At 74.0% G+C, this 25,030-nt stretch carries 20 protein-coding genes and 1 pseudogene; 4 read left to right on the forward strand and 17 right to left on the reverse strand.

All coding sequences use genetic code 11. The features are described from left to right. Positions 1 to 129: 129 nt before the first annotated feature. Entirely contained in the window at positions 130 to 423 is a 294-nt protein-coding gene (locus K2224_RS24615) for a hypothetical protein (RefSeq protein WP_260693041.1), read from the forward strand. 31 nt (positions 424 to 454) lie between these two features. On the opposite strand, the gene der is transcribed toward K2224_RS24615, so the two are convergent. The 5 genes from der to aroH form a co-directional block, all read right to left on the reverse strand. After that, the gene (gene der, locus K2224_RS24620; RefSeq protein ID WP_221908686.1) at positions 455 to 1,924 is read right to left on the reverse strand and encodes a ribosome biogenesis GTPase Der; all 1,470 of its coding nucleotides are present in this window, start codon (positions 1,922 to 1,924) and stop codon (positions 455 to 457) included. A 70-nt stretch (positions 1,925 to 1,994) separates the two neighbouring features. Further along, entirely contained in the window at positions 1,995 to 2,651 is a 657-nt protein-coding gene (locus K2224_RS24625) for a 1-acyl-sn-glycerol-3-phosphate acyltransferase (protein ID WP_221908687.1), read from the reverse strand. Beyond that, complete coding sequence (gene cmk / locus K2224_RS24630) at positions 2,648 to 3,391, reverse strand: (d)CMP kinase (protein WP_221908688.1); 744 nt, start codon at positions 3,389 to 3,391, stop codon at positions 2,648 to 2,650. The genes K2224_RS24625 and cmk overlap by 4 nt, the downstream gene beginning before the upstream one ends. A gap of 142 nt (positions 3,392 to 3,533) precedes the next feature. Continuing rightward, on the reverse strand, positions 3,534 to 4,619 hold the full coding sequence (locus tag K2224_RS24635) for a prephenate dehydrogenase (RefSeq protein WP_221908689.1): 1,086 nt from the start codon (positions 4,617 to 4,619) through the stop codon (positions 3,534 to 3,536). Further along, on the reverse strand, positions 4,616 to 4,978 hold the full coding sequence (aroH, locus tag K2224_RS24640; RefSeq protein WP_221908690.1) for a chorismate mutase: 363 nt from the start codon (positions 4,976 to 4,978) through the stop codon (positions 4,616 to 4,618). The genes K2224_RS24635 and aroH overlap by 4 nt, the downstream gene beginning before the upstream one ends. Before the next feature lie 189 nt (positions 4,979 to 5,167). On the opposite strand from aroH, the pseudogene K2224_RS24645 reads away from it, so the two are divergent. Further along, positions 5,168 to 5,397 (forward strand): annotated as a pseudogene (locus K2224_RS24645) (nucleotidyltransferase); the annotation flags it as partial. 136 nt (positions 5,398 to 5,533) lie between these two features. Here K2224_RS24645 and K2224_RS24650 read toward each other — a convergent pair. The 10 genes from K2224_RS24650 to K2224_RS24695 all read right to left on the reverse strand — a co-directional run bounded on the left by K2224_RS24650 (position 5,534) and on the right by K2224_RS24695 (position 18,143). Beyond that, a complete protein-coding gene (locus tag K2224_RS24650) occupies positions 5,534 to 6,547 on the reverse strand; it encodes an ADP-ribosylglycohydrolase family protein (RefSeq protein WP_260693042.1) in 1,014 nt (337 codons plus the stop codon). Positions 6,548 to 6,642: 95 nt separating this feature from the next. Continuing rightward, complete coding sequence (locus K2224_RS24655) at positions 6,643 to 7,746, reverse strand: pseudouridine synthase (protein WP_221908691.1); 1,104 nt, start codon at positions 7,744 to 7,746, stop codon at positions 6,643 to 6,645. Continuing rightward, complete coding sequence (scpB, locus tag K2224_RS24660) at positions 7,746 to 8,429, reverse strand: SMC-Scp complex subunit ScpB (protein ID WP_399019549.1); 684 nt, start codon at positions 8,427 to 8,429, stop codon at positions 7,746 to 7,748. The genes K2224_RS24655 and scpB overlap by 1 nt, the downstream gene beginning before the upstream one ends. Beyond that, positions 8,426 to 9,532 (reverse strand): ScpA family protein, encoded by a 1,107-nt coding sequence (locus K2224_RS24665; RefSeq protein WP_221908692.1) that lies wholly within the window; start codon positions 9,530 to 9,532, stop codon positions 8,426 to 8,428. The genes scpB and K2224_RS24665 overlap by 4 nt, the downstream gene beginning before the upstream one ends. Positions 9,533 to 10,009: 477 nt before the next feature. Further along, positions 10,010 to 10,648: a hypothetical protein gene (locus K2224_RS24670; RefSeq protein WP_260693043.1), complete on the reverse strand. Its 639-nt coding sequence runs from the start codon at positions 10,646 to 10,648 to the stop codon at positions 10,010 to 10,012. Beyond that, positions 10,633 to 11,649, reverse strand: a complete 1,017-nt coding sequence (locus tag K2224_RS41450; protein ID WP_398200369.1) for a ParA family protein — start codon at positions 11,647 to 11,649, stop codon at positions 10,633 to 10,635. The genes K2224_RS24670 and K2224_RS41450 overlap by 16 nt, the downstream gene beginning before the upstream one ends. Positions 11,650 to 12,139: 490 nt before the next feature. Beyond that, positions 12,140 to 13,255, reverse strand: a complete 1,116-nt coding sequence (gene ald / locus K2224_RS24680; protein WP_221908694.1) for an alanine dehydrogenase — start codon at positions 13,253 to 13,255, stop codon at positions 12,140 to 12,142. A gap of 165 nt (positions 13,256 to 13,420) precedes the next feature. After that, a complete protein-coding gene (locus tag K2224_RS24685; protein ID WP_221908695.1) occupies positions 13,421 to 15,529 on the reverse strand; it encodes a tetratricopeptide repeat protein in 2,109 nt (702 codons plus the stop codon). Positions 15,530 to 15,731: 202 nt separating this feature from the next. After that, positions 15,732 to 16,358, reverse strand: coding sequence for an NUDIX hydrolase (locus K2224_RS24690; protein ID WP_221908696.1), 627 nt, complete (start codon positions 16,356 to 16,358; stop codon positions 15,732 to 15,734). A 96-nt stretch (positions 16,359 to 16,454) separates the two neighbouring features. Next, positions 16,455 to 18,143: a CTP synthase gene (locus K2224_RS24695; RefSeq protein ID WP_221908697.1), complete on the reverse strand. Its 1,689-nt coding sequence runs from the start codon at positions 18,141 to 18,143 to the stop codon at positions 16,455 to 16,457. 421 nt (positions 18,144 to 18,564) lie between these two features. On the opposite strand from K2224_RS24695, the gene K2224_RS24700 reads away from it, so the two are divergent. Further along, on the forward strand, positions 18,565 to 20,364 hold the full coding sequence (locus K2224_RS24700; protein ID WP_221909908.1) for a glycoside hydrolase family 15 protein: 1,800 nt from the start codon (positions 18,565 to 18,567) through the stop codon (positions 20,362 to 20,364). An 80-nt stretch (positions 20,365 to 20,444) separates the two neighbouring features. Here the strand turns inward: K2224_RS24700 and K2224_RS24705 are convergent, their stop codons facing one another. Continuing rightward, the gene (locus tag K2224_RS24705; protein WP_221908698.1) at positions 20,445 to 21,599 is read right to left on the reverse strand and encodes a beta-1,3-glucanase family protein; all 1,155 of its coding nucleotides are present in this window, start codon (positions 21,597 to 21,599) and stop codon (positions 20,445 to 20,447) included. A 209-nt stretch (positions 21,600 to 21,808) separates the two neighbouring features. Between K2224_RS24705 and K2224_RS24710 the strand changes: the two genes are divergently transcribed. Further along, positions 21,809 to 23,434, forward strand: a complete 1,626-nt coding sequence (locus K2224_RS24710; protein ID WP_221908699.1) for a PucR family transcriptional regulator ligand-binding domain-containing protein — start codon at positions 21,809 to 21,811, stop codon at positions 23,432 to 23,434. Between the two features lie 46 nt (positions 23,435 to 23,480). Here the strand turns inward: K2224_RS24710 and K2224_RS24715 are convergent, their stop codons facing one another. After that, positions 23,481 to 24,644, reverse strand: coding sequence for a glycosyltransferase family 4 protein (locus K2224_RS24715; RefSeq protein WP_221908700.1), 1,164 nt, complete (start codon positions 24,642 to 24,644; stop codon positions 23,481 to 23,483). Between the last annotated feature and the right edge of the window lie 386 nt (positions 24,645 to 25,030).

The raw sequence follows: 25,030 nt of genomic DNA on the forward strand, positions 1-25,030 counted from the left end.
GGGGCGGGATTGCTCCCGCGATCGGCCATTTCGCCCCGAAAGCCGCATCCCGCAGGCAGCGGGGTCGTTGGCACCTACGTGCACGCATACGACCCCTCCCGCGCCCAGTTCCCCCACCCCATCCCCGGCATGCGTCCGGCCCGTGACCACGGGGCGCCGCGCGGCGCCGACCGCGGCTCGGCCACGCCGATCTACGACGCGCTGTACGCCGAGTACCGCCGCGCCTTCCGGGCCCTGCCCGGGGACCGTACGGACGAGCCGGAGGTGCCGGAGTCGCTGCGCGGCGGCAACTGGGGGCGCGGTGCCCCGTCGACGGGGCACTGGGAGGTGGTGGGCCGGCAGCCGTTCCGGCCGCGGGGCCAGCTCCCGGCGGCGCTGCCACCGGGGCCGCGGGACGGCTCCCGGCCCCACGGCGGCCGCTGAGTCCGCCGGGCCGCCGCGGGCGGGGCCGCCGCTACTTCTTCTTGTTCTTGGTACCGCGCTTCTCGCGCACCCGCACCGAGATGTGGATCGGCGTCCCCTCGAAGCCGAACTCCTCGCGCAGCCGCCGCTCGACGAAGCGGCGGTAGCCCGCCTCCAGGAAGCCCGAGGCGAAGAGCACGAAGCGCGGGGGCTTGGTGCCGGCCTGGGTGCCGAAGAGGATGCGGGGCTGCTTGCCGCCGCGGATCGGGTGCGGGTGGGAGGAGACGATCTCGCCGAGGAAGGCGTTCAGCCGCCCGGTGGGGATCCGGGTCTCCCAGCCGGCCAGCGCGGTCTCGATCGCCGGCACCAGCTTGTCCATGTGGCGGCCGGTGCGCGCGGAGACGTTGACCCGCATCGCCCAGGGGATCTGGACCAGGTCCCGCTCGATCTCCCGCTCCAGGTAGAAGCGGCGCTCCTCGTCGAGGTTGTCCCACTTGTTGTAGGCGATGACCAGGGCCCGGCCGGCCTCCACGGCCATCGTGATGATCCGCTGGTCCTGGACGCTGATGGACTCGCCGGCGTCGATCAGGACGACCGCGACCTCGGCCTTCTCCACAGCCGCGGCGGTGCGCAGCGAGGCGTAGTAGTCGGCGCCCTCCTGGAGGTGCACCCGGCGGCGGATGCCGGCGGTGTCCACGAACTTCCAGGTCTTGCCGCCCAGTTCGATGAGCTCGTCGACCGGGTCGCGGGTGGTGCCGGCGAGCTCGTTGACGACCACCCGCTCCTCGCGGGCGAGCTTGTTCAGCAGCGAGGACTTGCCGACGTTCGGGCGGCCGATCAGGGCGATCCGGCGGGGGCCGCCGACGGCGGTGCCGAAGGTCTGCTCGGGCGCCTCGGGAAGCGCGTCCAGCGCCGCGTCGAGCATGTCGCCGGTGCCCCGGCCGTGCAGCGCGGAGATCGGGTGCGGCTCGCCCAGGCCCAGCGACCAGAGCATGGCGGCGTCGGCCTCGCCGGACGGGCCGTCGACCTTGTTGGCGACCAGGACGACCGGCTTGCCGGAGCGGCGCAGCAGCTTGACCACGGCCTCGTCGGTGTCGGTGGCGCCGACCTTGGCGTCCACCACGAAGACCACCGCGTCGGCGGCCTCGATGGCGAACTCGGCCTGCATCGCCACGGACGCGTCGATGCCGAGGACGTCCTGCTCCCAGCCGCCGGTGTCGACGACCTTGAAGCGGCGGCCGTTCCAATCGGCCTCGTAGGTGACCCGGTCGCGGGTGACGCCCGGCCGGTCCTCGACGACCGCCTCGCGGCGGCCGATGATGCGGTTCACCAGCGTCGACTTGCCGACGTTGGGACGGCCGATGACGGCGAGCACCGGGAGCGGGCCGTGGCCGGCCGCGGCGATGTCGCCCTCGACCTCCGCCAGGTCGAAGCCCTCTTCCGCGGCGAGCTCCATGAACTCCGCGTACTCGGCGTCGCCAAGCGCACCGTGCTCCTCGCCGGTGGGGATCTGCTCGTTCATGAAGTCCGTTCCTCGTTCATCCATGTGGTCGGTGGGCCGCTCGACGGAGGGCCCACTGCTCAAGTGTCGGTCAGCGCCCGGTAAGGCGCCGGGCCTGTGCCAGGTGGGCGGTCAGCCGCTCCTGGATCCGCACGGTCGCCTCGTCCAGCGCCTTGCGGGTGCGCCGCCCGCTGCCGTCGCCCGCCTCGAAGGCGTCGCCGAAGACGACGTCGATGCGGGCACGCAGCCGCGGCACGGCCGGGGTGAACCGGCTGGGGCGGTCGGTGCTGCCGAGCACCGCCACCGGAACGACCGGGGCGCCGGAGCGCACCGCGAAGTACGCGAGCCCGGCGCGCAGGGAGGCGAAGTCGCCCTCGCCGCGGGTGCCTTCCGGGAAGATCCCCAGCACCCCGCCGGCCGCCAGCACCCCGAGCGCGTCGGTGATCGCCTTGCGGTCGGCGGCCTGGCGGTCCACCTTCAGCTGTCCGATGCCCCGCAGGAACGGGTCCAGCGGACCGACGAAGGCTTCCTTCTTGATCAGGAAGTGCACCGGCCGGGGCGCGGTGCCCATCAGCATCGGGCCGTCGATGCCGTGGGAGTGGTTGACGGCGAGGATCACCGGCCCGGAGGCCGGCACCCGCCAGGCACCCAGCACCCGCGGCTTCCACAGGCCGTACATCAGCCCGATGCCGATCCGCCGGCCGACCGCGGCGCCGCGGGGGCTCGGGGCCGCTCCGCCGTCGGTCACCGGGTGTCCCGCCCCGCCTTCTCGGCGCTGACGCCCTCGATGAGGGTGACCACGCACTCGATGACCTGATCCAGCGTCAGGTCGGTGGTGTCGACCTCGACGGCGTCGTCGGCCTTGGCCAGCGGCGAGGTCTTGCGGGAGGAGTCGGCGGCGTCCCGCTTGATCAGCGCCTCGCGGGTGGCGGCCAGGTCGGCCGCCTGCTGGGAGCCCGTGCCCTTGAGCTCGCCGTTGCGGCGGGCCGCCCGGGCCTCCGGGGAGGCGGTGAGGAAGATCTTGAGGTCGGCGTCGGGCAGGACCGTTATGCCGATGTCCCGGCCCTCGACGACGATGCCGTGCGGGGCCTCGGCCGCGATGGTCCGCTGGAGGTCGGTGATCAGGGTGCGCACCTGGGGCACCGCGCTGACGGCGCTGACCGCGGCGGTCACCTCGGCGCTGCGGATCGGGCCCGCGGCGTCGGCCCCGTCGACGGTGATGGTCGGCGCCGCCGGGTCCGTGCCGGAGACGATCACGGGCTTGGCGCAGGCGTCGGCCACCGCGGCCGGGTCGTCGACGTCGATGCCGTTGCTCAGCATCCACCAGGTGATCGCGCGGTACTGCGCGCCGGTGTCGAGGTAGCCCAGGCCCAGCTTGCCGGCGACGGCCTTGGACGTGCTGGACTTGCCCGTGCCTGCGGGGCCGTCGATGGCGACAATCACTGCTGCCGGGGCGGTCCGATCGGCGGTTTCCACGGTGACGAACACCTTTCTTGATACACACGGGGCGCGGTCCAGGGCGCCAGGTCCGGTCGTCGACCGGCGGTCGGGGGTGCGACGGAGGGGCCGACGAAGAGACAGGGGCCTCGGACAAGGTTACTGGCTCGCCCGCGGCGCGCCGTCCACGGTGTCACTGCCGGATCGACCACCCCCGCTCCCGCAGCTCCGCGGTCAACGCCGGGACCGTCTGCGGCTCGACCATCAGCTGGATGAAGCCGGCCTGCTGGCCGGTGGCGTGCTCGATGCGGACGTCCTCGATGTTGACCCCGGCGCGGCCGGCGTCGGCGAAGATCCGGGCCAGCTCGCCGGGCTGGTCGCCGATGTAGACGGCGACGACCTCGTAGGCGGCCGGGGCGGCGCCGTGCTTGCCGGGGACCCGCTCGCGGCCGGCGTTGCCGCGGCGGAGCACGTCCTCGATGCCGTGGGCGCCGGTGCCGCGCTTGTGGTCGTCGGCGGACTCCAGGGAGCGCAGCGAGCGGACCGTGGCGTCCAGGTCGGCGGAGATCTCGGCCAGGACGTCGGCGACCGGGCCGGGGTTGGCGGAGAGGATGTCGATCCACATCGCCGGGTCGGAGGCGGCGATCCGCGTCACATCGCGGATGCCCTGGCCGCAGAGACGGACGGCGGTCTCGTCGGCGCCCTTGAGGCGGGCCGCGACGAGGCTGGAGACCAGCTGCGGGGTGTGCGAGACCAGGGCGACGGCGCGGTCGTGGGCGTCCGCGTCCATCACCACGGGGACGGCCCGGCACAGCGCGACCAGCTCCAGGGCGAGGTTGAGCACCTCCGTGTCGCCGCCGGGGGACGGGGTGAGGACCCAGGGGCGGCCCTCGAAGAGGTCGGCCGTCGCGGCCAGCGGGCCGGAGCGCTCCTTGCCGGCCATCGGGTGCGTGCCGAGGTAGCCGGACAGGTCGCAGCCGAGCGCCTCCAGCTCGCGGCGGGGACCGCCCTTGACGCTGGCGACGTCGATGTACGCCCGGGCCGCACCGCGCCGGATCGTCTCGGCGAGCGCCGCCGCGACATGCGCCGGGGGCACCGCCACGATGGCGAGATCGACGGGCTCCGTGGGCGGCTCGGCGATGCCGGCGCCGAGCGCGGCGGCCGTCAGGGCCTGGGCGTGGTCGTGGTCCTCCAGGTGGACCTGGACGCCGCGGGCACTGAGCGCGAGAGCGGCCGAGGTGCCGATCAGGCCCGTTCCGATGACGAGTGCGGTTCTCACTGGGCGATGTCCTTCCGGAGCGCCGCGGCCGCGCCGAGGTAGACGTGGGCGAGGTCGGCCTTGGGCAGTGCGGTCTCGACGTGGGCGAGCACCCGCACCACCCGCTCCATGGCGCCGGCCACGTCCAGCTCCTGGGCGCAGATCAGCGGGACGTCGGCGATCCCCAGGGCGCGGGCGGCGGCGGCCGGGAAGTCGCTGCGGAGATCGGGGGTGGCGGTGAACCACACACTGATCAGGTCGTCCGGCACCAGGCCGTTGCGCTCCAGGAGTGCGGTGAGCAGCTCGCCGACCCGCTCCCGCATGTGCTCCGCGTCGTCCCGCTCCAGCTGGACGGCCCCGCGCACGGCCCGTACCGCCACGTCCCTGCTCCCCTGCGTCGTGTGCCGCGTACACGTCCGTGTACGCACTGCTCAGCGTAACCAGCGCCACCGACAGCCGTGTTCCGAGCTCCGGGAATCCGGTGACCGGCGCAGGATCCGCCCGGCGAGACTCCCCGGCATGACGTCCGCTCCCTCAGGCCCCACGGGCCATGAACTCGTCACCGGGCACGGCCGTCTACGCGTGTGTGGGGGCCGCGCGAGGAGGAGTTCTCCTGGTGGGCGGAGCGGTTCTGCGAGCCGGCGCTGCGCGCCAACCCCACCGCCCTGGAGTGCCTGCACTCCCCCACCCTCCGGCCGGGAGGCGCCCCGGGCTGCGCCTGATGACCTGCGCCCGCGACCTGCTCCGTACGGGCGTGCTGACGCTGGAGGCCGGCGCTGCCCGCGAGGAGCTGCCGGCGGCCGCTGCGCGCCCGGCCGGGCGCGCAGCGCCCCGTGCTCCCCCATCAGCGTCCGGGTCTCCCCGGCTCGTGCGGGCCCACGAGGTCGGCCGCCGGCAGCAGGCGGACCCCCGCGGCCTCGGGGGCCACGGGAGTCTCAGGCATCCCAGGCCGCCCCGAGGGCCAGGAGTTCCGTGCGGTACTCGATGCGGGCGGCCCATTCCTCGGGCCAGGCGCCGGCGCCGAGCAGGGCGCCCGCGAAGGCGCCGGTGAGGCAGGCGATGGAGTCGGAGTCGCCGGAGGTGCAGGCGGCCCGGCGCAGCGCGGTGACCGGCTCGTCGGGGAAGAGCAGGAAGCACAGCAGGCCGGTGGCCAGCGCCTCTTCTGCGATCCAGCCGGCGCCGGTGGCCCGGCACGGGTCGGCCTCCCGGTCCGGTGCGGCGAGCGCCGCGTCCAGCCGGTCCAGGACGCCCAGGCACTCGTCCCAGCCGCGGGCGATGAACGCCGTCGCGGACGGGGCCTGGGAGCGCCGCCAGAGGTCGCCGAGCCAGTCCTCGCGGTAGTGGGTGCGCCGGTCGCGGGCGTACTGCCGCAGCAGGCCGGGCAGTTCGGCCGGGCGGGCGCCGTCGGCGAGGGCGCGCACGGCGTACGCGGTGAGGTCGCTGGCGGCGAGCGCCGTGGGGTGCCCGTGGGTCAGCGCGGACTGGAGCTGGGCGGCGCCGGAGCGCTGCTCGGCGGTGAGTCCGGGCGCCAGCCCGACGGGCGCCACCCGCATGTTGGCGCCGCAGCCCTTGGAGCCGATCTGGCCGGCGTCGGCCCAGCGCCGGTCCGGGTCGGCGAGCAGCTCGCAGGCGCGGAGGCAGGTGTAGCCCGGAGCACGGTTGTTGTCGGGCGAGCGCCACCAGGCCACGTACGCCTGCCGGACCGGCGGTTCGAGGGTCTGCGCCGTCAGCCCGCCGCCGTCCAGGGCCGTGCGCAGCCCCTGCCCCAGTGCCAGCGTCATCTGGGTGTCGTCGGTGACCCGGGCGGGCTCGGGCAGCGCCAGCTGCCGCCAGCTGCCGCACCGGGCGAGGATCGCCGGTACGTCCTCGAACTCCGTCGGAAGGCCGAGCGCGTCACCGAGCGCCAGCCCGATGAGCGATCCGGTCGCCGCCCCCATCGTTGCCCCCATAAGAAAACCACCCCTTAATCGTCATGGTGACACTAAGGGGTGGCGGCCGGCCGCCGCAAGCGAAGACCGGCCCGGGACCGCGGTGAGCCCGACGGTCAGAGGCCGACCTCGCGCATCAGCATCCCGACCTCGGTGTTGGTCATCCGGCGCAGCCAGCCCGACTTCTGGTCGCCCAGCGCGATCGGGCCGAAGTGCGTCCGCACCAGCTTGTCCACCGGGAAGCCGGCCTCGGCGAGCATCCGGCGCACGATGTGCTTGCGGCCCTCGTGCAGAGTGACCTCGACGAGGTAGTTCTTGCCGGTGTTCTCCACGACCCGGAAGTGGTCGGCGCGGGCGTAGCCGTCCTCCAGCGGGACGCCGTCCTTGAGCCGCTTGCCCAGGTCGCGCGGGAGCGGGCCCTGGATGGCCGCCAGGTAGGTCTTGGTGACGCCGTAGCGGGGGTGGGTCAGGCGGTGGGCCAGCTCGCCGTGGTTGGTGAGCAGGATGATGCCCTCGGTCTCGGTGTCCAGCCGGCCGACGTGGAACAGCCGGGTCTCCCGGTTGGTGACGTAGTCGCCCAGGCACTGGCGGCCGTCCGGGTCCTCCATCGTGGAGACCACGCCGGCGGGCTTGTTCAGCGCGAAGAAGAGGTACGACTGGGTGGCGACCGTCAGGCCGTCGACCTTGATCTCGTCCTTCTCCGGGTCGACCCGGAGACCCTGCTCCATGACGATCTTGCCGTTGACCTCGACCCGGGCCTGGTCGATCAGCTCCTCACAGGCACGGCGGGAGCCCATACCTGCCCTGGCCAGCACCTTCTGGAGCCGCTCGCCCTCCTGCTCGCCGAAGGTCTTGGGGGTCTTGACCTGCGGCTTGTCGTAGCGGGCGCGGTTGCGCTCCTCGATCTTGGCGTCGTACTCGCGGGGGCGGGCGGGCGCCTGGCCGCGGCCGCGCTGCTGGCCGCCCCTGCCGCCCTTGCCGCCCGGTGCGCCGTCCCGGGTCGCGCCCGTACGGGGACCGCCCTTGGCGCCGCCCCGGGCCGCCGAGCCCCGGGCGCCGGTCTTGCCGCCGCGGCGCTCGTCACCGCCGGTGGATCCGCCCACGTCGTAGCGGCGCTCCTCGGGGCGGGGGCGGCCGGCCCGCTGCTGCTTCTCGTCCCGCTGGTTGCCCGCGCCCCGGTAGTTGCCCCTACCGCTGCTGTTCCTGCCGCTGCTTCGCATCAATGATCCGTCTGAGAGTCGCCGCTGTCGTCTACGTCGAACGACGGGATACCTTCCGGCGAGTCGCCCTCGACCGCGTCCGCCTCCGGGAGGAACGGTGCCAGCTCAGGAAGCTCGTCCAGGCCGCGCAGGCCCATCCGCTCCAGAAAGTAATTCGTCGTCCTGTACAGGATCGCACCTGTTTCAGGTTCCGTCCCCGCCTCCTCCACCAGGCCGCGCTGGAGGAGCGTGCGCATCACGCCGTCGCAGTTGACCCCGCGGACGGCCGAGACGCGGGAACGGCTGACCGGCTGACCGTACGCGACCACGGCCAGAGTCTCCAATGCGGCCTGGGTCAGCCGGGCCTGCTGGCCGTCCAGGACGAAGCCCTCCACGGCGTCCGCGTAGGCCGCCCGGGAGTAGAACCGCCAGCCGCCGGCCACCAGCCGCAGGTCGAAGCCGCGGCCCTGCCGGGTGTAGTCGTCGGACAGCTCGCGCAGGGCCAGCGCGACCGCCCGGCGGGGTCGCTGTAGCACCCGCGCCAGGTGCTCCTCGGTGGCCGGCTCGTCGACGAGCATGAGGACGGCCTCCAGCGCCGGCTTCAGCTCCAGTGCGGCCACGCCCAGCGCGCCGGTGGGCGCCTCGGCGGGGCCGGGGTGCTCCTCCGGGGCCTGCTCGGTGATCTCGTAGCCCGGGTCGCTCACGCCGGCTCCTCCTGCTCGTCGCTCTCCGCGCGGCCCGCCGCGGCCGCGCCCTTCTCCGCCGGGTCGCCCGCCGGCCGGTCGAACTCGTCGGTGACCTGCGGGGCGGCCCCCTCCTCGCCCGTCCAGCGGACCGTCAGGGCGCCCAGCGCCTCCTCCTGGTCCAGGGCGACCGCCCGCTCCCGGTAGAGCTCCAGGAGCGCCAGGAAACGCGCCACGACGGTCAGGGTGTCGGGGGCGTCGGCGACCAGTTCCGCGAAGCCGGCCGCACCGGCCTCGCGCAGCCGCGCCATCACCACCTCGGCCTGCTCCCGGACGCTGACCAGCGGCGCGTGGATGTGGTCGACGTAGACCTGCGGCTTCGCCCTGGGCTGCATCGCCTTGACCGCGAGCGCGGCGAACCCCTCGGCCCCGATGCTGATCACGACCTCGGGCAGCAGCTCGGCGTGGTGCGGCTCCAGCCCGACGGTACGGGGGTGGCACCGGGCCTCCTCGGCCAGCCGGCCGCTGAAGATCTCCGCGATCTGCTTGTACGCGCGGTACTGCAGCAGCCGGGCGAAGAGCAGGTCCCGGGCCTCCAGGAGGGCGAGGTCGGCCTCGTCCTCCACTTCGGCGGCGGGCAGCAGCCGGGCCGCCTTGAGGTCGAGCAGGGTGGCCGCGACCACCAGGAACTCGGTGGTCTGGTCGAGGTCCCAGTCCGGCCCCATCGCCCGGATGTGGGCCATGAACTCGTCGGTCACCTTGGACAGCGCGACCTCGGTGACGTCCAGCTTGTGCCGGGAGATCAGCTGGAGCAGGAGGTCGAAAGGCCCCTCGAAGTTGTCCAGCCGCAGCGTGAACCGACCGTCCCCGACCACCGGAACCGCCTCTTCGGCCCCTTCGGCCGCCTCTCCCCCGGCCGGATCACCCGGCTCCTCCTCGGACGCCGCCGGGATCTCCCCGACCGGGCTCCCCTCGGCCGGTGCGTCCCCGGCGGGGCCCTGCGCGCGGTCCTCCGCTGGGTCCTCCGCGGGCGCCGCCTCCAGGACGGTGCCTGGGCCCCGCCCGAGGGCGCGGCGGGTGCGGTGCGGGGCCGGGACGGGGTCCTCGGCGTCGGTCGTCGGCATGGCGGTCCAGGGTGCTGCGGTCCCGCGCCGGAGCGGCGGGCTGGTCACGGGCGGGACACCCCGCCGGAGTGGCTCAGGCTATCCCGCCACACGCCGGGGGACGGCCCCCAGGGCGTGTCGGACGAGCCCGAGGCCCTGTCACCGAGCTCCCGCCGCCCGCCCGGAGAACAGGCCGCACCTCGCCCGGCGCACCCCGCTCGCCGGCGCTCACTCCGCCACCCCGTCTCGGCTTCTCGGCTCCTCGGCTCTTCGACGTCCGGGAGCGCATGCGCGCCAGGCGCCGCGCGCCCGGCGGGAGTTCAGTGGGAGTTCAGGGACAGGGGCCAGGCGTGTCGTCCGACGGGGCGGGGGCGGAAGGCCGCGGCGTCCGGTGCGGTGCGATGCATGGCAACGCGGCGTGGGGGCACCTCCCGTGCCCGCCCGGTCAGGACACGGGGGAGCATCGCAAGGCCCCGCCCATGACCCGTCGGGCGGGCCCTAGCGGCCCCGGAGTCGCCGTACCAGGATGCTGGCCTCGCCGCGCGACTCCAGGTCGGCGAGGACCACGGCCACCGCCTCGCGGACGATCCGGCCGCGGTCGACCGCCAGGCCGTGCTCGCCGCGCAGCACCAGGCGGGCGTGTTCAAGGTCCATGAGCTCCTCGGCGGAGACATAGACGGTGATCTTCTCGTCGTGCCGTTCGCGGCCGCTGGGGCGGCGGTTGGCGCCACGCGCCCGGCGGCGGCCCGACCCACCGGACGACGCCGCGGCCTCCCGCTCGGCGCGGGTCGTCGCCCGGTCGCCCGGCGTCCGGCGCCCCCCGGCCTCCGCCTCCGGATCGCGGCCGCCGTGCTCGGCCGGCTCCGCGGCGGGCGCCGTGCGCGCCGCGCCGGCGGCACCGCCCTCGGCGGCCGGCGCCTCGGTGTCCGTGCCGCCCGCGGCCCGCTGCCGGCGTGCCGCGGGCCCCTCCTCGGACCCGTCCGAGGAGGGGTCCGACTCGCCGGCCGGCGCGGGCACCCGGGCGTCCTCGCCGCCTGCCGCGCCGGGCGCACGGCGGGGAGTGGACGCCTGAAGGGCCACTCCCCCGGTGGTGCGGAACAGTTCGTCGGCGCCGGGCAGACTCACTCGGCGTGACACCGGGCGAGCACCTCCCTGGCGAGCTGGCGATAGGCCGCGGCCCCCACGGAGTTGGAGGCGTAGGTGGTGATGGGCTCACCGGCGACGGTGGTCTCCGGGAAGCGGACGGTACGGCCGATGACGGTGTGGTAGACGTGGTCGCCGAAAGCCTCGACGACGCGCGCCAGGACCTCGCGGCTGTGCACCGTCCGGGAGTCGTACATCGTCGCCAGGATGCCGTCCAGTTCGAGCTCGGGGTTGAGTCGCTCCTGGACCTTCTCGATCGTCTCGGTGAGCAGCGCGACACCGCGCAGCGCGAAGAACTCGCACTCCAGCGGCACGATGACCTTGTGAGCGGCCGTCAGGGCGTTGACGGTCAGCAGGCCGAGCGAGGGCTGGCAGTCGATGACGATGTAGTCGTAGTCGGGCAGCAGGGGCTTCAGCGCCCGCTGGAGCGTCGACTCGCGGGCGACCTCGCTGACCAACTGCACCTCTGCCGCTGACAAATCGATATTGCTGGGCAGCAGGTCCATGTTGGGGACCGCGGTCTTGAGCAGGACCTCGTCGGCCGACATGCCCCGCTCCATGAGCAGGTTGTAGACCGTCAGGTCGAGTTCCATCGGGTTGACGCCGAGTCCGACCGACAGGGCGCCCTGGGGGTCGAAGTCGACGAGCAGCACCCGGCGGCCGTATTCGGCGAGCGCGGCACCCAGGTTGATGGTCGAGGTGGTCTTGCCGACCCCGCCCTTCTGGTTGCACATCGCGATGATCTTCGCCGGGCCGTGTTCCGACAGCGGCCCCGGGATCGGGAAGTAGGGCAGCGGGCGCCCGGTCGGGCCGACCCGCTCACGGCGCTGTCGCGCCGCGTCCGGCGCGAGCGTCGCCGCGTATTCCGGGTCCGGCTCGTACTCGGCGTCCGGGTCGTAGAAGTGCCCTTCGGGCAGGTCGTCGTAGTCGGCGAGACGGGCGGGCTGTCCACTGCCCCGGTCGCCGGCCATGGCGTTCACGTGTTGGCCGTCCATGCTCTGGTGGGCTGTCGTGGAAGTGCTCTGGTGGGCTGCGGAGGTGTGGACCGCTACGGAGCCGACAGCCTCGCGCCCCGAGGGACCCTGGCCCCGTGCAACCGCTCCTGGCCGACCACCTCCGGGAGTAAATGTCGACTCATTCACAAGTCGTCTTACCTCCTTGGATGTGACCAGGAAACTTATCGATAGGTCAGCGTGGCACCATGCCGACGGTTGGCGACTCTATGGCGTGTCGGGCGTCCGCAGCAACACAATCCGCCGGACCCGGCCCGATGTGTCGGTAACGGAACCCCCCGATGTCAAGAGTGCACAGCGCACAAGACGGATGTTTCGGGGGTACGCGAATCGGTTAAAGGGTTACGTTCGCGGCGAGTTGAGAGTCGACCGCCGGGAGCCGCCCCCGGGGCGCGTCGCACATGCAACCGGCCGGGCCCGCTCGAGCGGGCCCGGCCGGTTGCGCGGTGCTTGACGCGTGCAGTTGACGCCGTCAGCCGAGGAGGGTGCGCAGCTCCACGTACTCCAGGCCGTGGGCCTGGGCGACCTCGGGGTAGACGACCTTGCCGTCGTGGGTGTTCAGGCCCTTGGCCAGCGCCGGGTCACGGCGCAGCGCCTCGACCCAGCCGCGGTTCGCCAGCTCCACGATGTAGGGCAGCGTGGCGTTGGTGAGGGCGTAGGTGGAGGTGTTGGGCACCGCGCCGGGCATGTTGGCGACGCAGTAGAAGACCGAGTTGTGGACCGTGAAGGTCGGCTCGGCGTGCGTGGTCGGCTTGGAGTCCTCGAAGCAGCCGCCCTGGTCGATCGCGATGTCGACAAGGACACTGCCCGGCTTCATCTTGGCGACCAGCTCGTTGGTGACGAGCTTGGGGGCCTTGGCACCCGGGATCAGGACCGCGCCGACGACGAGGTCGGCCTCGACGACGGCCTTCTCCAGCTCGTAGGCGTTGGAGACGATCGTCTGCACCTTGGTGCCGAAGATCTTGTCGGCCTCGCGGAGCTTGTTGATGTCCTTGTCGAGCAGGGTGACGTGGAAGCCGAGGCCCACGGCGATCTGGACGGCGTTCCAGCCGGAGACGCCGCCGCCGATGACGACGGCCTTGCCGGCCTGGACGCCGGGGACGCCGCCGGGCAGCACGCCGCGGCCGCCGGCCGAGCGCATCAGGTGGTAGGCGCCGACCTGCGGGGCCAGGCGGCCCGCGACCTCGGACATCGGGGCGAGCAGGGGCAGCGCGCGGTTGGCGGTCTCGACCGTCTCGTACGCGATCGCGGTGGTACCGGACTCCAGCAGGGCGTCCGTGCACTCCTTGGACGCGGCCAGGTGGAGGTAGGTGAAGAGGGTCTGGTCCTTGCGGAGGCGGTGGTACTCCTCCGCGATCGGCTCCTTGACCTTCAGCAGCAGGTCGGCGGTGCCCCACACCTCGTCGGCGGTGTCGAGGATGGTGGCGCCGGCGGAGACGTACTCCTCGTTCGGGATGGACGAGCCGAGGCCGGCGTCCTTCTCGATGAAGACCTGGTGGCCGTTGCGGACCAGCTCGTGGACTCCGGCGGGCGTGATGGCCACGCGGAACTCGTTGTTCTTGACCTCGCGGGGGATACCGACCTTCACGTCGATCACGGTCCTTAAAAGAGCTTGCAGAAGGAATTATCCCTCATGCGATGCATGACGGAACTGACCGCGCCGAACGCGGCTCGACCAGTCTATTGAAGGACCTCGTGTTGTCTAGCCTTGCAAAGACATAATTTCCTGGAAGACCACTACCGATTTCGTAGGTTACTCGGTGTGTTCTTCGCGTAGTCGCTCTGCCGCCGCCCGGTGGAGCCGTGCGGCCTCCGGGTCGCCGAGCCGGTCGAGCAGCTCCGCGATCCGCAGCTGCAGGCGCGCCTCCTTCGCCCCGTCGGCGGCGGCCCGGACGAAATCGAGCGCCGCCAGGGAGCTGTGCAGCGCCTCGTCGAGCTGCCCGGCGTGCTCGTGGACCTCCGCCGTCGCCTCCGCCGCACTCCCCTGCCCCGCGGCGTCGCCCAGCCTGCGGAAGGCCCGGGCGGCCGCCCGGCAGTCCTTCAGGGCCTGCTCGTAGCGGCCCGCGCGGCCGTGCGCGGCGCCGATCCGGGCGTGCAGCCGGGCCGCGTCGGCCCGCTCGCCCCGGGCCAGCCGCAGCTCCAGCGCCCGCCCGAACCAGTCGGCGGCCCGGATCCAGTCGCCCAGCTCGGTGTAGGTGTCGCCGAGCGACTCCAGTGCCCGGCCGGTGGCCACCGGGTCCTTCACCGAGCGGGCCGCCTCCAGCGCGCCGCGGTAGCGGGTCAGCGCCTGCTCCCGCCGGCCGGCCCCGAAGTCCAGGTCGCCGAGGTTGAGCAGGGCGGCGGCCCGCTCGCGCGGCAGGGTCCGCCGCTCGGCGACCCGGAGGACCAGTTCGTGCAGGGTGTAGAGGTCCGGCGCGGCGGCCTCGGGGCCGTGGTGGGCGAGCAGGGCGCGGGTGAGCGCGGCGATCAACCGCCGGTCCAGGGTGTCGAGTTGGCCGTCCGCGACGGCCGTGCGGGCGGCGTCCAGCAGGGCGCCGCGGCGGGTGCGCAGCCAGTGCGCGGCGGCGGCCCGGGTGGCGAAGCGCAGCGAGCGGGGCAGCTCGGCGGCCTTGCGGCGGGCCGCGGAACCGGAGGGTTCGGCGGCCGCCCGGCAGGACTGGAGCAGCCGCACGGTCCGCTCCAGCATCCGGGCACGGGCCAGCTGGACGTCGGCGGGCCGCTCGTGCTCGCGGAGCAGCTCCCGGGAGAACGGCGCGAGGCAGCCGGGGAGGCGGTACCGCGGGCCGGTCGCGTCGTCGGTGTGCCGGGCGGGGCCGTCCTCCTCCGGGACGGGCCGCAGCAGGCCGAGCGCGGCGAGGTCGTGCAGGACCGCGACGGCGGCCGGGACCGAGCAGCCGCCCAGCGCGGCCGCGGTGTGCGCGTCCACCAGGCCGTCCGGGGCGAGGGTGGCCAGGCGCAGTATCCGCGCGGCGGGCTGCGGCAGCGGGTCGTAGGCGAGCCGGAAGGCGCGGTGCAGGGGGCGGTCGCCGGCCGGCAGGTCCGGCGGCACGGGGACGGCGAGCAGCGCCTGGCGCAGGTCGGACACCGAGAGCTTGGGGCGGGCGGCGAGCCAGCCACCCGCCAGTATCAGCGCCGCGGGCTGGCCGCCGCACTCCTCGGCGACGGCCTCCGCGGTCCGCGGATCGACGGTGATCCGGGTCGGCCCGGCGTAGTGGCACAGCACCTCGACGCCGGCGGCGGTGTCCAGCCCGCCCAGGGCGCACGGCCGGACGTCCGGGATGCCGGTCAGCGGGCCCTGCCCGACCACCACGACCAGGCAGTCCGGGGCGTCCGGGATCAGTGGTTCGACGTCCTCGGCGCCCGGTGCGTCGTCCAGCAGGAGCACCGTGCGGCGCCCGGCCAGGGCGGTGCGCACCGCCTCGGCGAGCTCGTCCTCGCCGGCGCCCGGCGGGGCGTCGGCGCCCAGTTCGGCGAGCAGGTCGCGGGCGGTCCTGGCGAGGCCCGCCGGGGCGCCGTCCCGGCCGGTCAGCAGGGCGCGCAGCACCCCGTCGGGGTAGCCGTCCTCGACCTCCCGCAGCAGCGCCTCGGCCAGGGTGGTACGGCCCGAGCCGGGACGGCCGGCGATCAGCAGGACCCGGCTGCGGGCGCCCCGGCGGCCGGTGAGGGTGTCCAGTCCGGCCCGGCCGATGTCGGCGCGCAGCGCCTTGAGTTCGTGGCGGCGGCCGGCGAATCCCGGGAGGCCGGAGCGGGCGGCGGCACCGTCCTGGCGGGGCAGTGTCGCCCGCCGTTGCCGGGCCGCCGGGCCGGACCCGCGCGCCGCCTCCGGTACGAGGCGCCCCCCGCCCACCGCCTGGTCCGTCACCGGTCACGCTCCCGTCCGCCTGCGCGTCGCGCCCCCGCCGCGGGCGCGCGCGGGAACGCTGCCGAGCGTAGTTCACGGGCCGTCACGTTCCGTGCGGAGCGGGGCCGTTGGGTCACTCGATCGGATCGGATGATCATCCGACCGGGAGGCGGGGGCCGGGCCGGGGGCGAGGCCGGGAACCGGGGCGGCGCCCGGCCCGGCGTCAGGCGTCGAAGGGGCGGGCCGGCCAGGGCGCGTCGGCCGGTCGGAGGGCGTCCAGGCCGTCGCCGGCCCGCGCCGCGGTGAGCGACAGCACGCCCACGACCAGGCAGTTGTTGTGCAGTTCGCCGGCGAGCACACCGCGGACCAGTTCGTCCACGGGGACCCGCGCCAGCTCCATGTCGGCCTCCTCCTCGGAGACCTCGAAGCGCTCGCCGTCGGCCTCGGACAGCCCGCGGGCGAGGAAGATCCGGACCGCCTCGTCGCAGCCGCCCGGGGTGGTGTAGACGTCGGTCAGCACCCGCCAGTCCTCGGCCTTGACGTGCGCCTCCTCGTACAGCTCGCGCCGGGCGGCGTGCAGCGGGTTCTCCCCGGGGACGTCGAGCAGGCCGGCCGGGATCTCCCACAGCTTCTGCCGCACCGGGTGGCGGTACTGGCGCAGCACCAGCACCCGGTCGGCGTCGTCCAGGGCGAGGACCGCCACCGAGCCGGGGTGGACCTGGTAGTCGCGGGTGACGGCGGAGCCGTCCGGCATGACCACGTGGTCGGTGCGCACGCTCGTCTTGACGCCGGTGAAGGGCGTGCCGGACGCGGTGACCGTCCACTCCTCCGGGGTGTCCTTGATCGCCATGCGTACCTCCAGTGACTCCTGTGCCGACACGAAAACCGGGGTACCGCCCCACGGCGTGGGACCGTACCCCGGCAACCGTAACCGGCCAGGTGCCGCCTACTTCTTGGCGCCCGTCGCCTTCGCCGCCTCCTGGCGCTCGACGGCCGCCTTCACCAGGCCGGCGAAGAGCGGGTGCGGGCGGGTCGGGCGGGAGCGCAGCTCCGGGTGCGCCTGGGTGGCGACGAGGTAGGGGTGGACCTCGCGCGGGTACTCGACGTACTCGACGAGCTTGTTGTCCGGGGAGGTGCCGGAGAAGAGCAGGCCGGCCTTCTTCTCCAGCTCGCCGCGGTAGGCGTTGTTGACCTCGTAGCGGTGGCGGTGGCGCTCCTCGACGTAGGGCTCGCCGGCGTAGACCTCGCGGACGATGGAGCCCTCGGCGAGCTTGGCCGGGTACATGCCCAGCCGCATGGTGCCGCCCATGTCGCCCTCACCGGCGACGATGTCCATCTGCTCGGCCATCGTGGAGATCACCGGGTGGGTGGCGGCCGGGTCGAACTCGGTGGAGTTGGCGCCGTCGATGCCGGCGAGGTTGCGGGCCGCCTCGATCACCACGCACTGCAGGCCCAGGCAGAGGCCGAGCAGCGGGAGCTTGTTCTCGCGGGCGTAGGTGATCGCGCCGACCTTGCCGTCCACGCCGCGGTCGCCGAAGCCGCCGGGGATGCAGACCGCGTCGCAGTCCGAGAGCTGCGCCGCGGCACCGGCCGGGGTCTTGCAGTCGTCCGAGGTGACCCACTTGATCTTGACCCGGGCCTTGTTGGCGAAGCCGCCGGCGCGCAGCGCCTCGGTGACCGAGAGGTACGCGTCGGGCAGGTCGATGTACTTGCCGACCAGCGCGACCTTGACCTCGTGCGAGGGGTTGTGGACCCGGTCGAGCAGGTCCGCCCACTGGGTCCAGTCCACGTCGCGGAACGGCAGGTCCAGCTTGCGGACGACGTAGGCGTCCAGGCCCTCGGCGTGCACGACCTTGGGGATGTCGTAGATCGACGGGGCGTCCGGGCAGGCGATGACCGCGGCCTCGTCGACGTCGCACATCAGCGAGATCTTGCGCTTGATGGCGGTGGGCACCTCGCGGTCGGCGCGCAGCACGATCGCGTCGGGCTGGATGCCGATGTTGCGCAGCGCGGCGACGGAGTGCTGGGTCGGCTTGGTCTTCAGCTCGCCGGAGGGGCCGATGTACGGGAGCAGCGAGATGTGCACGACGAAGACGTTGTCCCGGCCGACCTCGTGGCGGACCTGGCGGACGGTCTCCAGGAACGGCAGCGACTCGATGTCGCCGACCGTGCCGCCGACCTCGGTGATGACCACGTCGACGTCCTCGGTGGCCAGCCGCCGGATGCGGTGCTTGATCTCGTTGGTGATGTGCGGGATGACCTGCACGGTGTCGCCGAGGTACTCGCCGCGCCGCTCCTTGGCGATCACGGTGTTGTAGACCTGGCCGGTGGTGACGTTCGCCGAGCCGTCGAGGTCGACGTCGAGGAAGCGCTCGTAGTGGCCGATGTCGAGGTCGGTCTCGGCGCCGTCGTTGGTGACGAAGACCTCACCGTGCTGGAACGGGTTCATCGTGCCGGGGTCGACGTTGAGGTACGGGTCGAGCTTCTGCATCGTGACCCGCAGGCCGCGCGCCTTCAGGAGCGCACCCAGGCTGGAGGCGGTGAGCCCCTTGCCGAGCGAGGAGGCGACGCCCCCGGTGACGAAGAGGTGCTTGGTCGTCGTGGCTGCATTCATTCGAGAAGCAGAGGGCGGCATGGCCAAGAGGGGGCTCCCGTGGTCGCGAGGTGGAGAGGTGCGAGGTGGCGCCGGCCTGGTGTTCAGGGGTGCCGTCGCTGCGGTTCGGGGGTGCCGCATTTCTGCTGGGTCCCACCGGTCCACGGGGTACCAGGCTATCAGCGACCGGGCATGGTCGCGTCCGGCCACGCACCGGAGGCGGTCGTTCCGCAGGCCACTCGTTCGGAGCACCCCCACTCGACGCGAGCATCGCGCGGAGCACCCCCCTGCGTCGTATCCTGCTCGGACACTCGCTACGAGCCGTCCGGGAAGGCACCACCCTCCCCCAGCTGGCTGGGTGGTGCCCCAGCCAGATTTCCGGTCCCGCTGCTCGGCGACGTTTCATGGGCAGGACGGACAGCACACAACGTCCCATGGGGGCGTGACTCCAGTTCGACGGGAGATGCACGTGGCCGGGCGCATCGAGGACTACGCACTTGTCGGGGATATGCAGACCGCCGCTCTCGTGTGCCGGGACGGCACGATCGACTGGCTGTGTCTGCCCCGTTTCGACTCCATGGCGGTCTTCGCCGGGCTGCTGGGCACCGAGGAGCACGGCTTCTGGCGGATGGGCCCGGCCGGCGAGTCGCCCCGGGCCGCGGACCGGCGGCGCTACCGCGGGGACTCCCTCGTGCTGGAGTCCGAGTGGGACACTCCGCGCGGTACCGTCCGGGTGATCGACTTCATGCCGCCGCGGAACGGCGTCCCGCAGGTGATCCGGATCGTGGAGGGCGTCAGCGGCCGGGTGCCGATGCGGTCGGAGCTGCGGATGCGGTTCGCGTACGGCTGGGTGGTGCCCTGGGTGCACAAGGTCGACGGCCGGACCGTGGCGGTCGCCGGGCCGGACGCGGTGTGGCTGGACACCTCCGCCGAGACCTACGGCAAGGACCTGACGACGTACTCGGACTTCACGGTGTCGCCGGGCGAGCGGATCGCGTTCACGATCAGCTGGCAGCCCTCGCACCAGGAGCCGCCCGCTCTGGCGGAGCCGGAGGCGTCGCTGGAGGCGACCGAGGAGTTCTGGCGGGAGTGGGTCGAGCACTGCACGTACCACGGGCCCTACCGGGACGCGGTGGTGCGCTCGCTGATCACGCTGAAGGCGCTGACGTACGCGCCGACCGGCGGGATCGTGGCGGCGCCGACGACCTCGCTGCCGGAGTGCATCGGCGGCGTCCGCAACTGGGACTACCGCTTCACCTGGCTCCGGGACGCGGCGATCACCCTGTCGTCGCTGCTGCGCACCGGCTACCGCGAGGAGGCCCGGGCGTGGCGCGAGTGGCTGCTGCGGGCGGTGGCCGGCGACCCGGAGAACCTCCAGATCATGTACGGCATCGCCGGTGAGCGGGAGCTGGGCGAGACCGAGCTGAAGTGGCTGCCGGGCTATGAGGACTCGCGCCCGGTGCGGGTCGGCAACGGCGCCGCCGACCAGCTCCAGCTGGACGTCTACGGCGAGGTCACCGAGGCGCTGCACCTGGCGCACATGACCGGGCTGGCCCGCAACGACTACGCCTCGCTGCTCCAGATCAAGCTCATCGAGTGGGTGGAGAAGCACTGGGACGAGCCGGACGAGGGCATCTGGGAGGTGCGCGGGCCGCGCCGGCACTTCGTGCACTCCAAGGTCATGACCTGGGTCGCGGTGGACCGCACGGTGAAGCTGATCGAGTCCGGGGACGTCGACGGGCCGCTGGAGCGGTGGCGGGACCTGCGGGAGACCATCCACCGGGACGTCTGCGAGCACGGGTACGACAAGGAGCGGAACACCTTCACCCAGTCCTACGGCTCGCAGGAGCTGGACGCTTCGCTGCTGCTGATCCCGCAGGTCGGGTTCCTGCCGCCGGACGACAAGCGGGTGATCGGCACCATCGAGGCGATCCAGCGGGAGCTGTCGACCGAGGACGGGTTCGTGCTGCGCTACCCGACGGCCGGCGAGGGGCTCGGCGTGGACGGCCTCGAAGGCGACGAGGGGGCGTTCCTGGCGTGCTCGTTCTGGCTGGCCGACGACCTGGCGATGATCGGCCGGGTGGAGGAGGCCCGCAAGCTCTTCGAGAAGCTGCTCTCGCTCCGCAACGACCTGGGGCTGCTCGCCGAGGAGTGGGACTCCCGGCTCCAGCGCCAGGTGGGGAACTTCCCGCAGGCGTTCAGCCACGTGCCGCTGATCGACACGGCACTGCGGCTGACCGCCAGCGGGGCGTACGGAGGTTAGTGCCCCCTTCGGGGCACCAACCTCCCGGTGGTCTTCGCTGCCGTCGGATGCCCGGCTTTCCGTGGGTGGCTCCCCGTGGTTCAGAACGGCGTCAGGGTGAGGGTGAGTTCCCTGGGGGCGTGGTCCTCGATGTAGGAGGCGAAGCCGGCGACGTCGTCGAAGGCGAAGCCGTACGCCTTGCCGTCCCTGGTCGCGGTGTGCATCGCGCGGGCGTAGTGGTTGGTGAGCGGCTGCCGGTAGAAGGCGGCCGGGTCGGTGACCGGCTGGGCGGCGTGGGTCGCCAGGGTGGAGCGGTTGAGGGCGGCGCCCAGGACGGCGGCGACCGGGCCGAGGGTGCCGTCGTTCGGGGCGGCCAGAGCGCCGTCGCAGAAGAGGACGTCTCGGGTGCTGGGCCGGGCGACGGAGACCGTGGCCGGGCCGTGGAAGGTGAGCCGGTCGCCGGCGGTGCGTCCGGTGAAGGTGCCGGCGGTGGTGGTGACGGTGAGGTCCTTGGCGGCGTACGCGGACCACGCGGCGTCGATGGCGGGGTCGAGGTGGTCGGCGGCGAACAGGCCGCTGTCCAGGCCGTGGCCGGGGGCGATCACCCGGCGGTCGCCGACGACCAGGCGGTCGAAGCCCTCGGCGGCCTTGACGTCGGCGAAGATCCGGGCGCGGGCGCCGTCCTTGAGGGTGCCGGTGGTCTGGTCGGCGGCGCCGGTGAGCCGCAGCGCGAGCGGGACGCTGAACATGTCGACCATGGTGGTGTTGCAGTACATCCCGCCGGAGTCGTGGGTGAACTCGACGCAGTCGTGCAGCACGTCGTAGTTGGGGTCGCCGGCGACCCAGCCCGCCGGGTAGGCCAGCGCGGGCCTGCCGTTGCCGTCGGCGACCGCCTTGATCCTGAGCTTGGCGCCCAGGCTGGTGTAGATCCGGCCGGACATCGGGGGGAGCCGGAGCGTGGTGGTGCCGGTGGCGGCGAGCGGTATCGCGTAGTCGGTGAAGCCGTCCGGGCCGTTGTCGGAGAGGGCGACGGGGGCGAGCTTCCCGTCCGGGGTGACCCGGACCTGCCGGGTGCCGTCGTTGCCGAGTACGTAGATCCAGACGGAGCCGTTGGCGTAGGCGCCGGAGGAGTTGACGATGTGCAGCGGGAGGTCGGCCGTCGCGGGACGGGCGGGAGTGCCGGCGGCCCGGCCGGCGAGGGCCGCGGTGGCGGCGCCGGCGGCGACTCCGCCGAGCAGGGTGCGTCGGGTGATCATGAGGCGGCTCCTTGTGGGGGGTGGGGTGAGCGCTCTCCGTGTGACGTGCGGGCACCCTGCCCAGTCGGTCCCGGAATCGTCAAGTGGGCGGATCGGAAGGGGAGTTCGCCGGTCGGACGACCGGTGCGGGCGGGGCGGTGCACGGGCTGTGCGGGGGCCATCCGGATCACATTCCTCCGGATCGGCTTACGCGCGGTAGCGTTCGCGCCATGGGGCTACGCGCGGGGACCGAAGCCGACGTCACGGTACGCAGGGCGCTGGAACTGCCGGCGCTGCGGCGCGGCCTGCCGGAGGTGCTGGCCGGCGAGGACCGGCTGGGCCGGTCGGTGCGCTGGGTGCACGCCGGCGAGGTCCCGCACATCGCCTCGCTGCTCAAGGGCGGCGAGCTGCTGCTGACCACCGGCCTCGGAGTGGGCACCCGGCCCTCGGAGCAGCGCGCCTTCATCCGCAAGCTCGCCGACCGGGACGTCGCCGCGCTGGTCGTGGAGCTCGGCTCGCGGTTCGACGCGTTGCCCGCGGCGCTGATCGACGCGGCGCGGGAGTGCGGGCTGCCGCTGATCCAGCTGCACCGCGAGGTCCCGTACGTCACGGTCACCGAGGAGATCCACACCGAGATCATCAACAGCCACTACACCCTGCTGCGGCGGGCCGACGCGTTGCTGCGGCGCTGCACCGACGTGCTGCTCCGCGGCGGCGGCGCCCCGGAGGTGCTGCGGCTGCTCGCCGTCTTCACCGGCAATCCGCTGTGCCTGGAGGCCCCCGACGGCAGCCCGCTGTACGCGGCCGGGCCGGAGGGCGGCGAGGGCGGGGCGGACGCCGATCCGCTGCTGGCCTGGGAGGGCCTGCGGGACTCCGGCGTACGGATCGAGGTGCCCGGCGGCGGGCACGGGCCCGACGCGGTGCGCGCCCGGCTGGTGTTGCTGCCGGTGAACGGGCCGCCGGCGCCGGTGCACCGGCTCGCCGCCGAGCGGGCCGCCGACCTGCTGGCGGTGGTGATGCTCCAGTCCCGCCAGGAGGAGGTGCTGGCGGCCCGCGGGCGGGGTGACTTCCTCGCCGAACTGGCGGAGGGGCGGGTCTCGGCGTCCGAGGCACCGGCGCAGGCCCGGCTGCTGGGCTTCCGGCCGGGCGCCGACGCGGTGTTGCCGGTGGTGATGCGGCTGCCGGCCGCGCTGCCCTCGCCCGGCGGCTGGGCGCTGCTGGCGCAGGCGCTGCGCGAGGAGCTGGCCGCGCCGGGCGTGCCGGTGCTGCTCGGGGTGCGGCCCGTGGAGGGCCGGGTGCCACTGCTGGTGGCGCTGCGGGCGGGCCAGGACCGGGCGGCGCTGGCCGACCGGATCGCGGAGGCGCTGCGGGCCGGGGTCGTCCGGGCCGGTCTGGACCGGCCGTCGGCGCACCGCCCGGTGGTGGTGGTCGGCACGGCGGGCGACTGGGCGGCGGCCGGCCCCGGGCTGCGGCACGCGGCGGAGGCGGCGGCCGCGGCCCAGGGGCTGCCGGAGGCGCCCTGGTACGACGCCCGGCGCCTGGACATCGAGCTGCTGCTGTGGCGGATGCGGGAGCACGGCGAGGAGGGGGTGCTGACCGACTTCGTCGAGCGCGCCATCGGCCCGCTGCTGGCCCACGACCGGGGCGCCCGGCAGCCACTGCTGCCGACCCTGGAGGCGTATCTGGCCAGCGCCGGCCGGAAGGCCGAGACCGCCCGCGACCTGAACGTCAACCGCCAGACGCTCTACGACCGGCTGGCGCGGATCTCCCAGCTGCTGGGCACGGAACTGGACGACCCGCAGACCGTGTTGGGACTGCGGCTGGCCCTGCGGGCGCGGCGGCACACCGACCGCTAGGGCGCTTCCGACGGGCCTTGCCGGGGCCGGCCGGACCGGTGGGTGTTCAGGGGGCCGGCCGCGGTGGCTGGGTGAGCTCGTCGTAGACGCTGAGGACCTGGGCGACCGTGTCGTTCTCGCTGGGCCAGCCGGCGGCCTGGGCGCGGCCGGCCGCGGCGAGCGTGTCGCGGCGCACCGGGTCGGCCAGCAGGTCCAGGACCGTACGTGCCAGCCCGGTGGTGTCGCCGTAGCGGACCAACTCGGCGGCGCGGCCGACGAGTTCGGGGGTGCCGCCGGTGTCGGTGGCCACCAGGGGGACGCCGGCGCGCAGCGCCTCCTGGGCGATCAGGGAGCGGGCCTCCCAGCGGCTGGGCAGCACCACCAGGTCGGCGGCGGCGAGGAGTTCGGGCACGTCGTCGCGGCGGCCGAGCAGCTGGACCGGCAGCCGTTCGGCGTCGATCCGGCGCTGCAGCGCACCGCGTCGGTCGCCCTCGCCGGCGATCGCGAGCAGCGGCTGGGGGTCGAGCCCGCACCAGGCGTGGGCCGCGTCCAGCAACAGGTCGTGGCCCTGGGACGGGTCGAGCCGGCCGACCGCGAGCAGCAACGGCCGGTCCACCACGCCCAGTTCGGCGCGCTCCTTGTCGCGGCCGCGCTCGGGGTCGGCGGCGGCCGCGCCGGACCGGCCGGGCCGGGGGCGCGGGATGGCGACCGGCGCGAGCCGGGCGTCCTTGGCGCCGCGCTCGCGCGCCCGGTCGACGAGGTCGGAGCAGACGCCCAGGACGACCGCGGCGGCCCGGGCCACCCGCCGCTCCATCAGGTGCACCATCCCGGCCCGGGCGCCCTCGGTGTGCGCCTTGGTGTGCCAGGTGATGACGAGGGGCACCCGGCCGCCCCGGGGGCGGCACAGTCCGCGCAGCGCCATCGACGCGCGCAGCCCGGCCCGCAGGCCGTGGGCATGGACCACGTCCGCGTCCCAGCAGGCGGCGCGCAGCGCGGTGATGCCCGCCGGGTCCATCCGCGGGGCGAGCGGTACGAACCGGGCGCCCGCCGCGGCGAAGCCGTAGGCGTCCTCGGCCTCCGGCGGGGCGCACACCGTCACCCGGACCCCGCGGGCGACCAGCCCCTCGGCGAGCGAGCGGACGTGTGCCGCGCTGCCGGCTCCGCCGTGGCCGAGCACCTGGACCGTGCGCAGCGGCGAGAGCCCGTGCGGCGGGGCCGGGGTGCTGGTCACGAGGTCGGGCTCCTGGGTCGGGGCGGTACGGACCGTACCGGCGGGGCGGTTTGGCGCTGCGAGGTGCCGCGATGTGCCGGGGCGCACCGACGCACCGGCCTGCGGGCAGGACGGAGCGGGCGCGCCCCGGCACTGCGCACCGCGCCCAGGATGCCAGTCCGGGACCGTCAATTCGGCACCGTGCGGACGCCGTTCCGGTGGGAACTCTCACCCCCGGTTCCACGGATTCACCCACATGGGCGACCCGGTGCGTGAGCGGATCGCCACCCGTACAGGGTGAACCCACCACTCCGGTCCACCTCCGCCACTGTCCGGAACCCGTCTCTCACTGTCCGGATCGGGCCGCTCCGGATCTCCCCCGGGCCGCGCACCGGACGGACGGCCCG

This window comes from Streptomyces sp. BHT-5-2, from assembly GCF_019774615.1.
Taxonomy (GTDB): domain Bacteria; phylum Actinomycetota; class Actinomycetes; order Streptomycetales; family Streptomycetaceae; genus Streptomyces.

What these genes read in the sequence shown, in the direction of transcription:
- K2224_RS24615 (WP_260693041.1), top strand. Translation starts at nt 130, where the DNA reads ATGCGTCCGGCCCGTGACCACGGGGCGCCGCGCGGCGCCGACCGCGGC.
- der (WP_221908686.1), bottom strand. Translation starts at nt 1,924, where the DNA reads ATGAACGAGCAGATCCCCACCGGCGAGGAGCACGGTGCGCTTGGCGAC.
- K2224_RS24650 (WP_260693042.1), bottom strand. Translation starts at nt 6,547, where the DNA reads ATGGGGGCAACGATGGGGGCGGCGACCGGATCGCTCATCGGGCTGGCG.
- K2224_RS24655 (WP_221908691.1), bottom strand. Translation starts at nt 7,746, where the DNA reads ATGCGAAGCAGCGGCAGGAACAGCAGCGGTAGGGGCAACTACCGGGGC.
- K2224_RS24665 (WP_221908692.1), bottom strand. Translation starts at nt 9,532, where the DNA reads ATGCCGACGACCGACGCCGAGGACCCCGTCCCGGCCCCGCACCGCACC.
- K2224_RS41450 (WP_398200369.1), bottom strand. Translation starts at nt 11,649, where the DNA reads ATGGACGGCCAACACGTGAACGCCATGGCCGGCGACCGGGGCAGTGGA.
- K2224_RS24690 (WP_221908696.1), bottom strand. Translation starts at nt 16,358, where the DNA reads ATGGCGATCAAGGACACCCCGGAGGAGTGGACGGTCACCGCGTCCGGC.
- K2224_RS24695 (WP_221908697.1), bottom strand. Translation starts at nt 18,143, where the DNA reads ATGCCGCCCTCTGCTTCTCGAATGAATGCAGCCACGACGACCAAGCAC.
- K2224_RS24700 (WP_221909908.1), top strand. Translation starts at nt 18,565, where the DNA reads ATGCACGTGGCCGGGCGCATCGAGGACTACGCACTTGTCGGGGATATG.
- K2224_RS24705 (WP_221908698.1), bottom strand. Translation starts at nt 21,599, where the DNA reads ATGATCACCCGACGCACCCTGCTCGGCGGAGTCGCCGCCGGCGCCGCC.
- K2224_RS24710 (WP_221908699.1), top strand. Translation starts at nt 21,809, where the DNA reads ATGGGGCTACGCGCGGGGACCGAAGCCGACGTCACGGTACGCAGGGCG.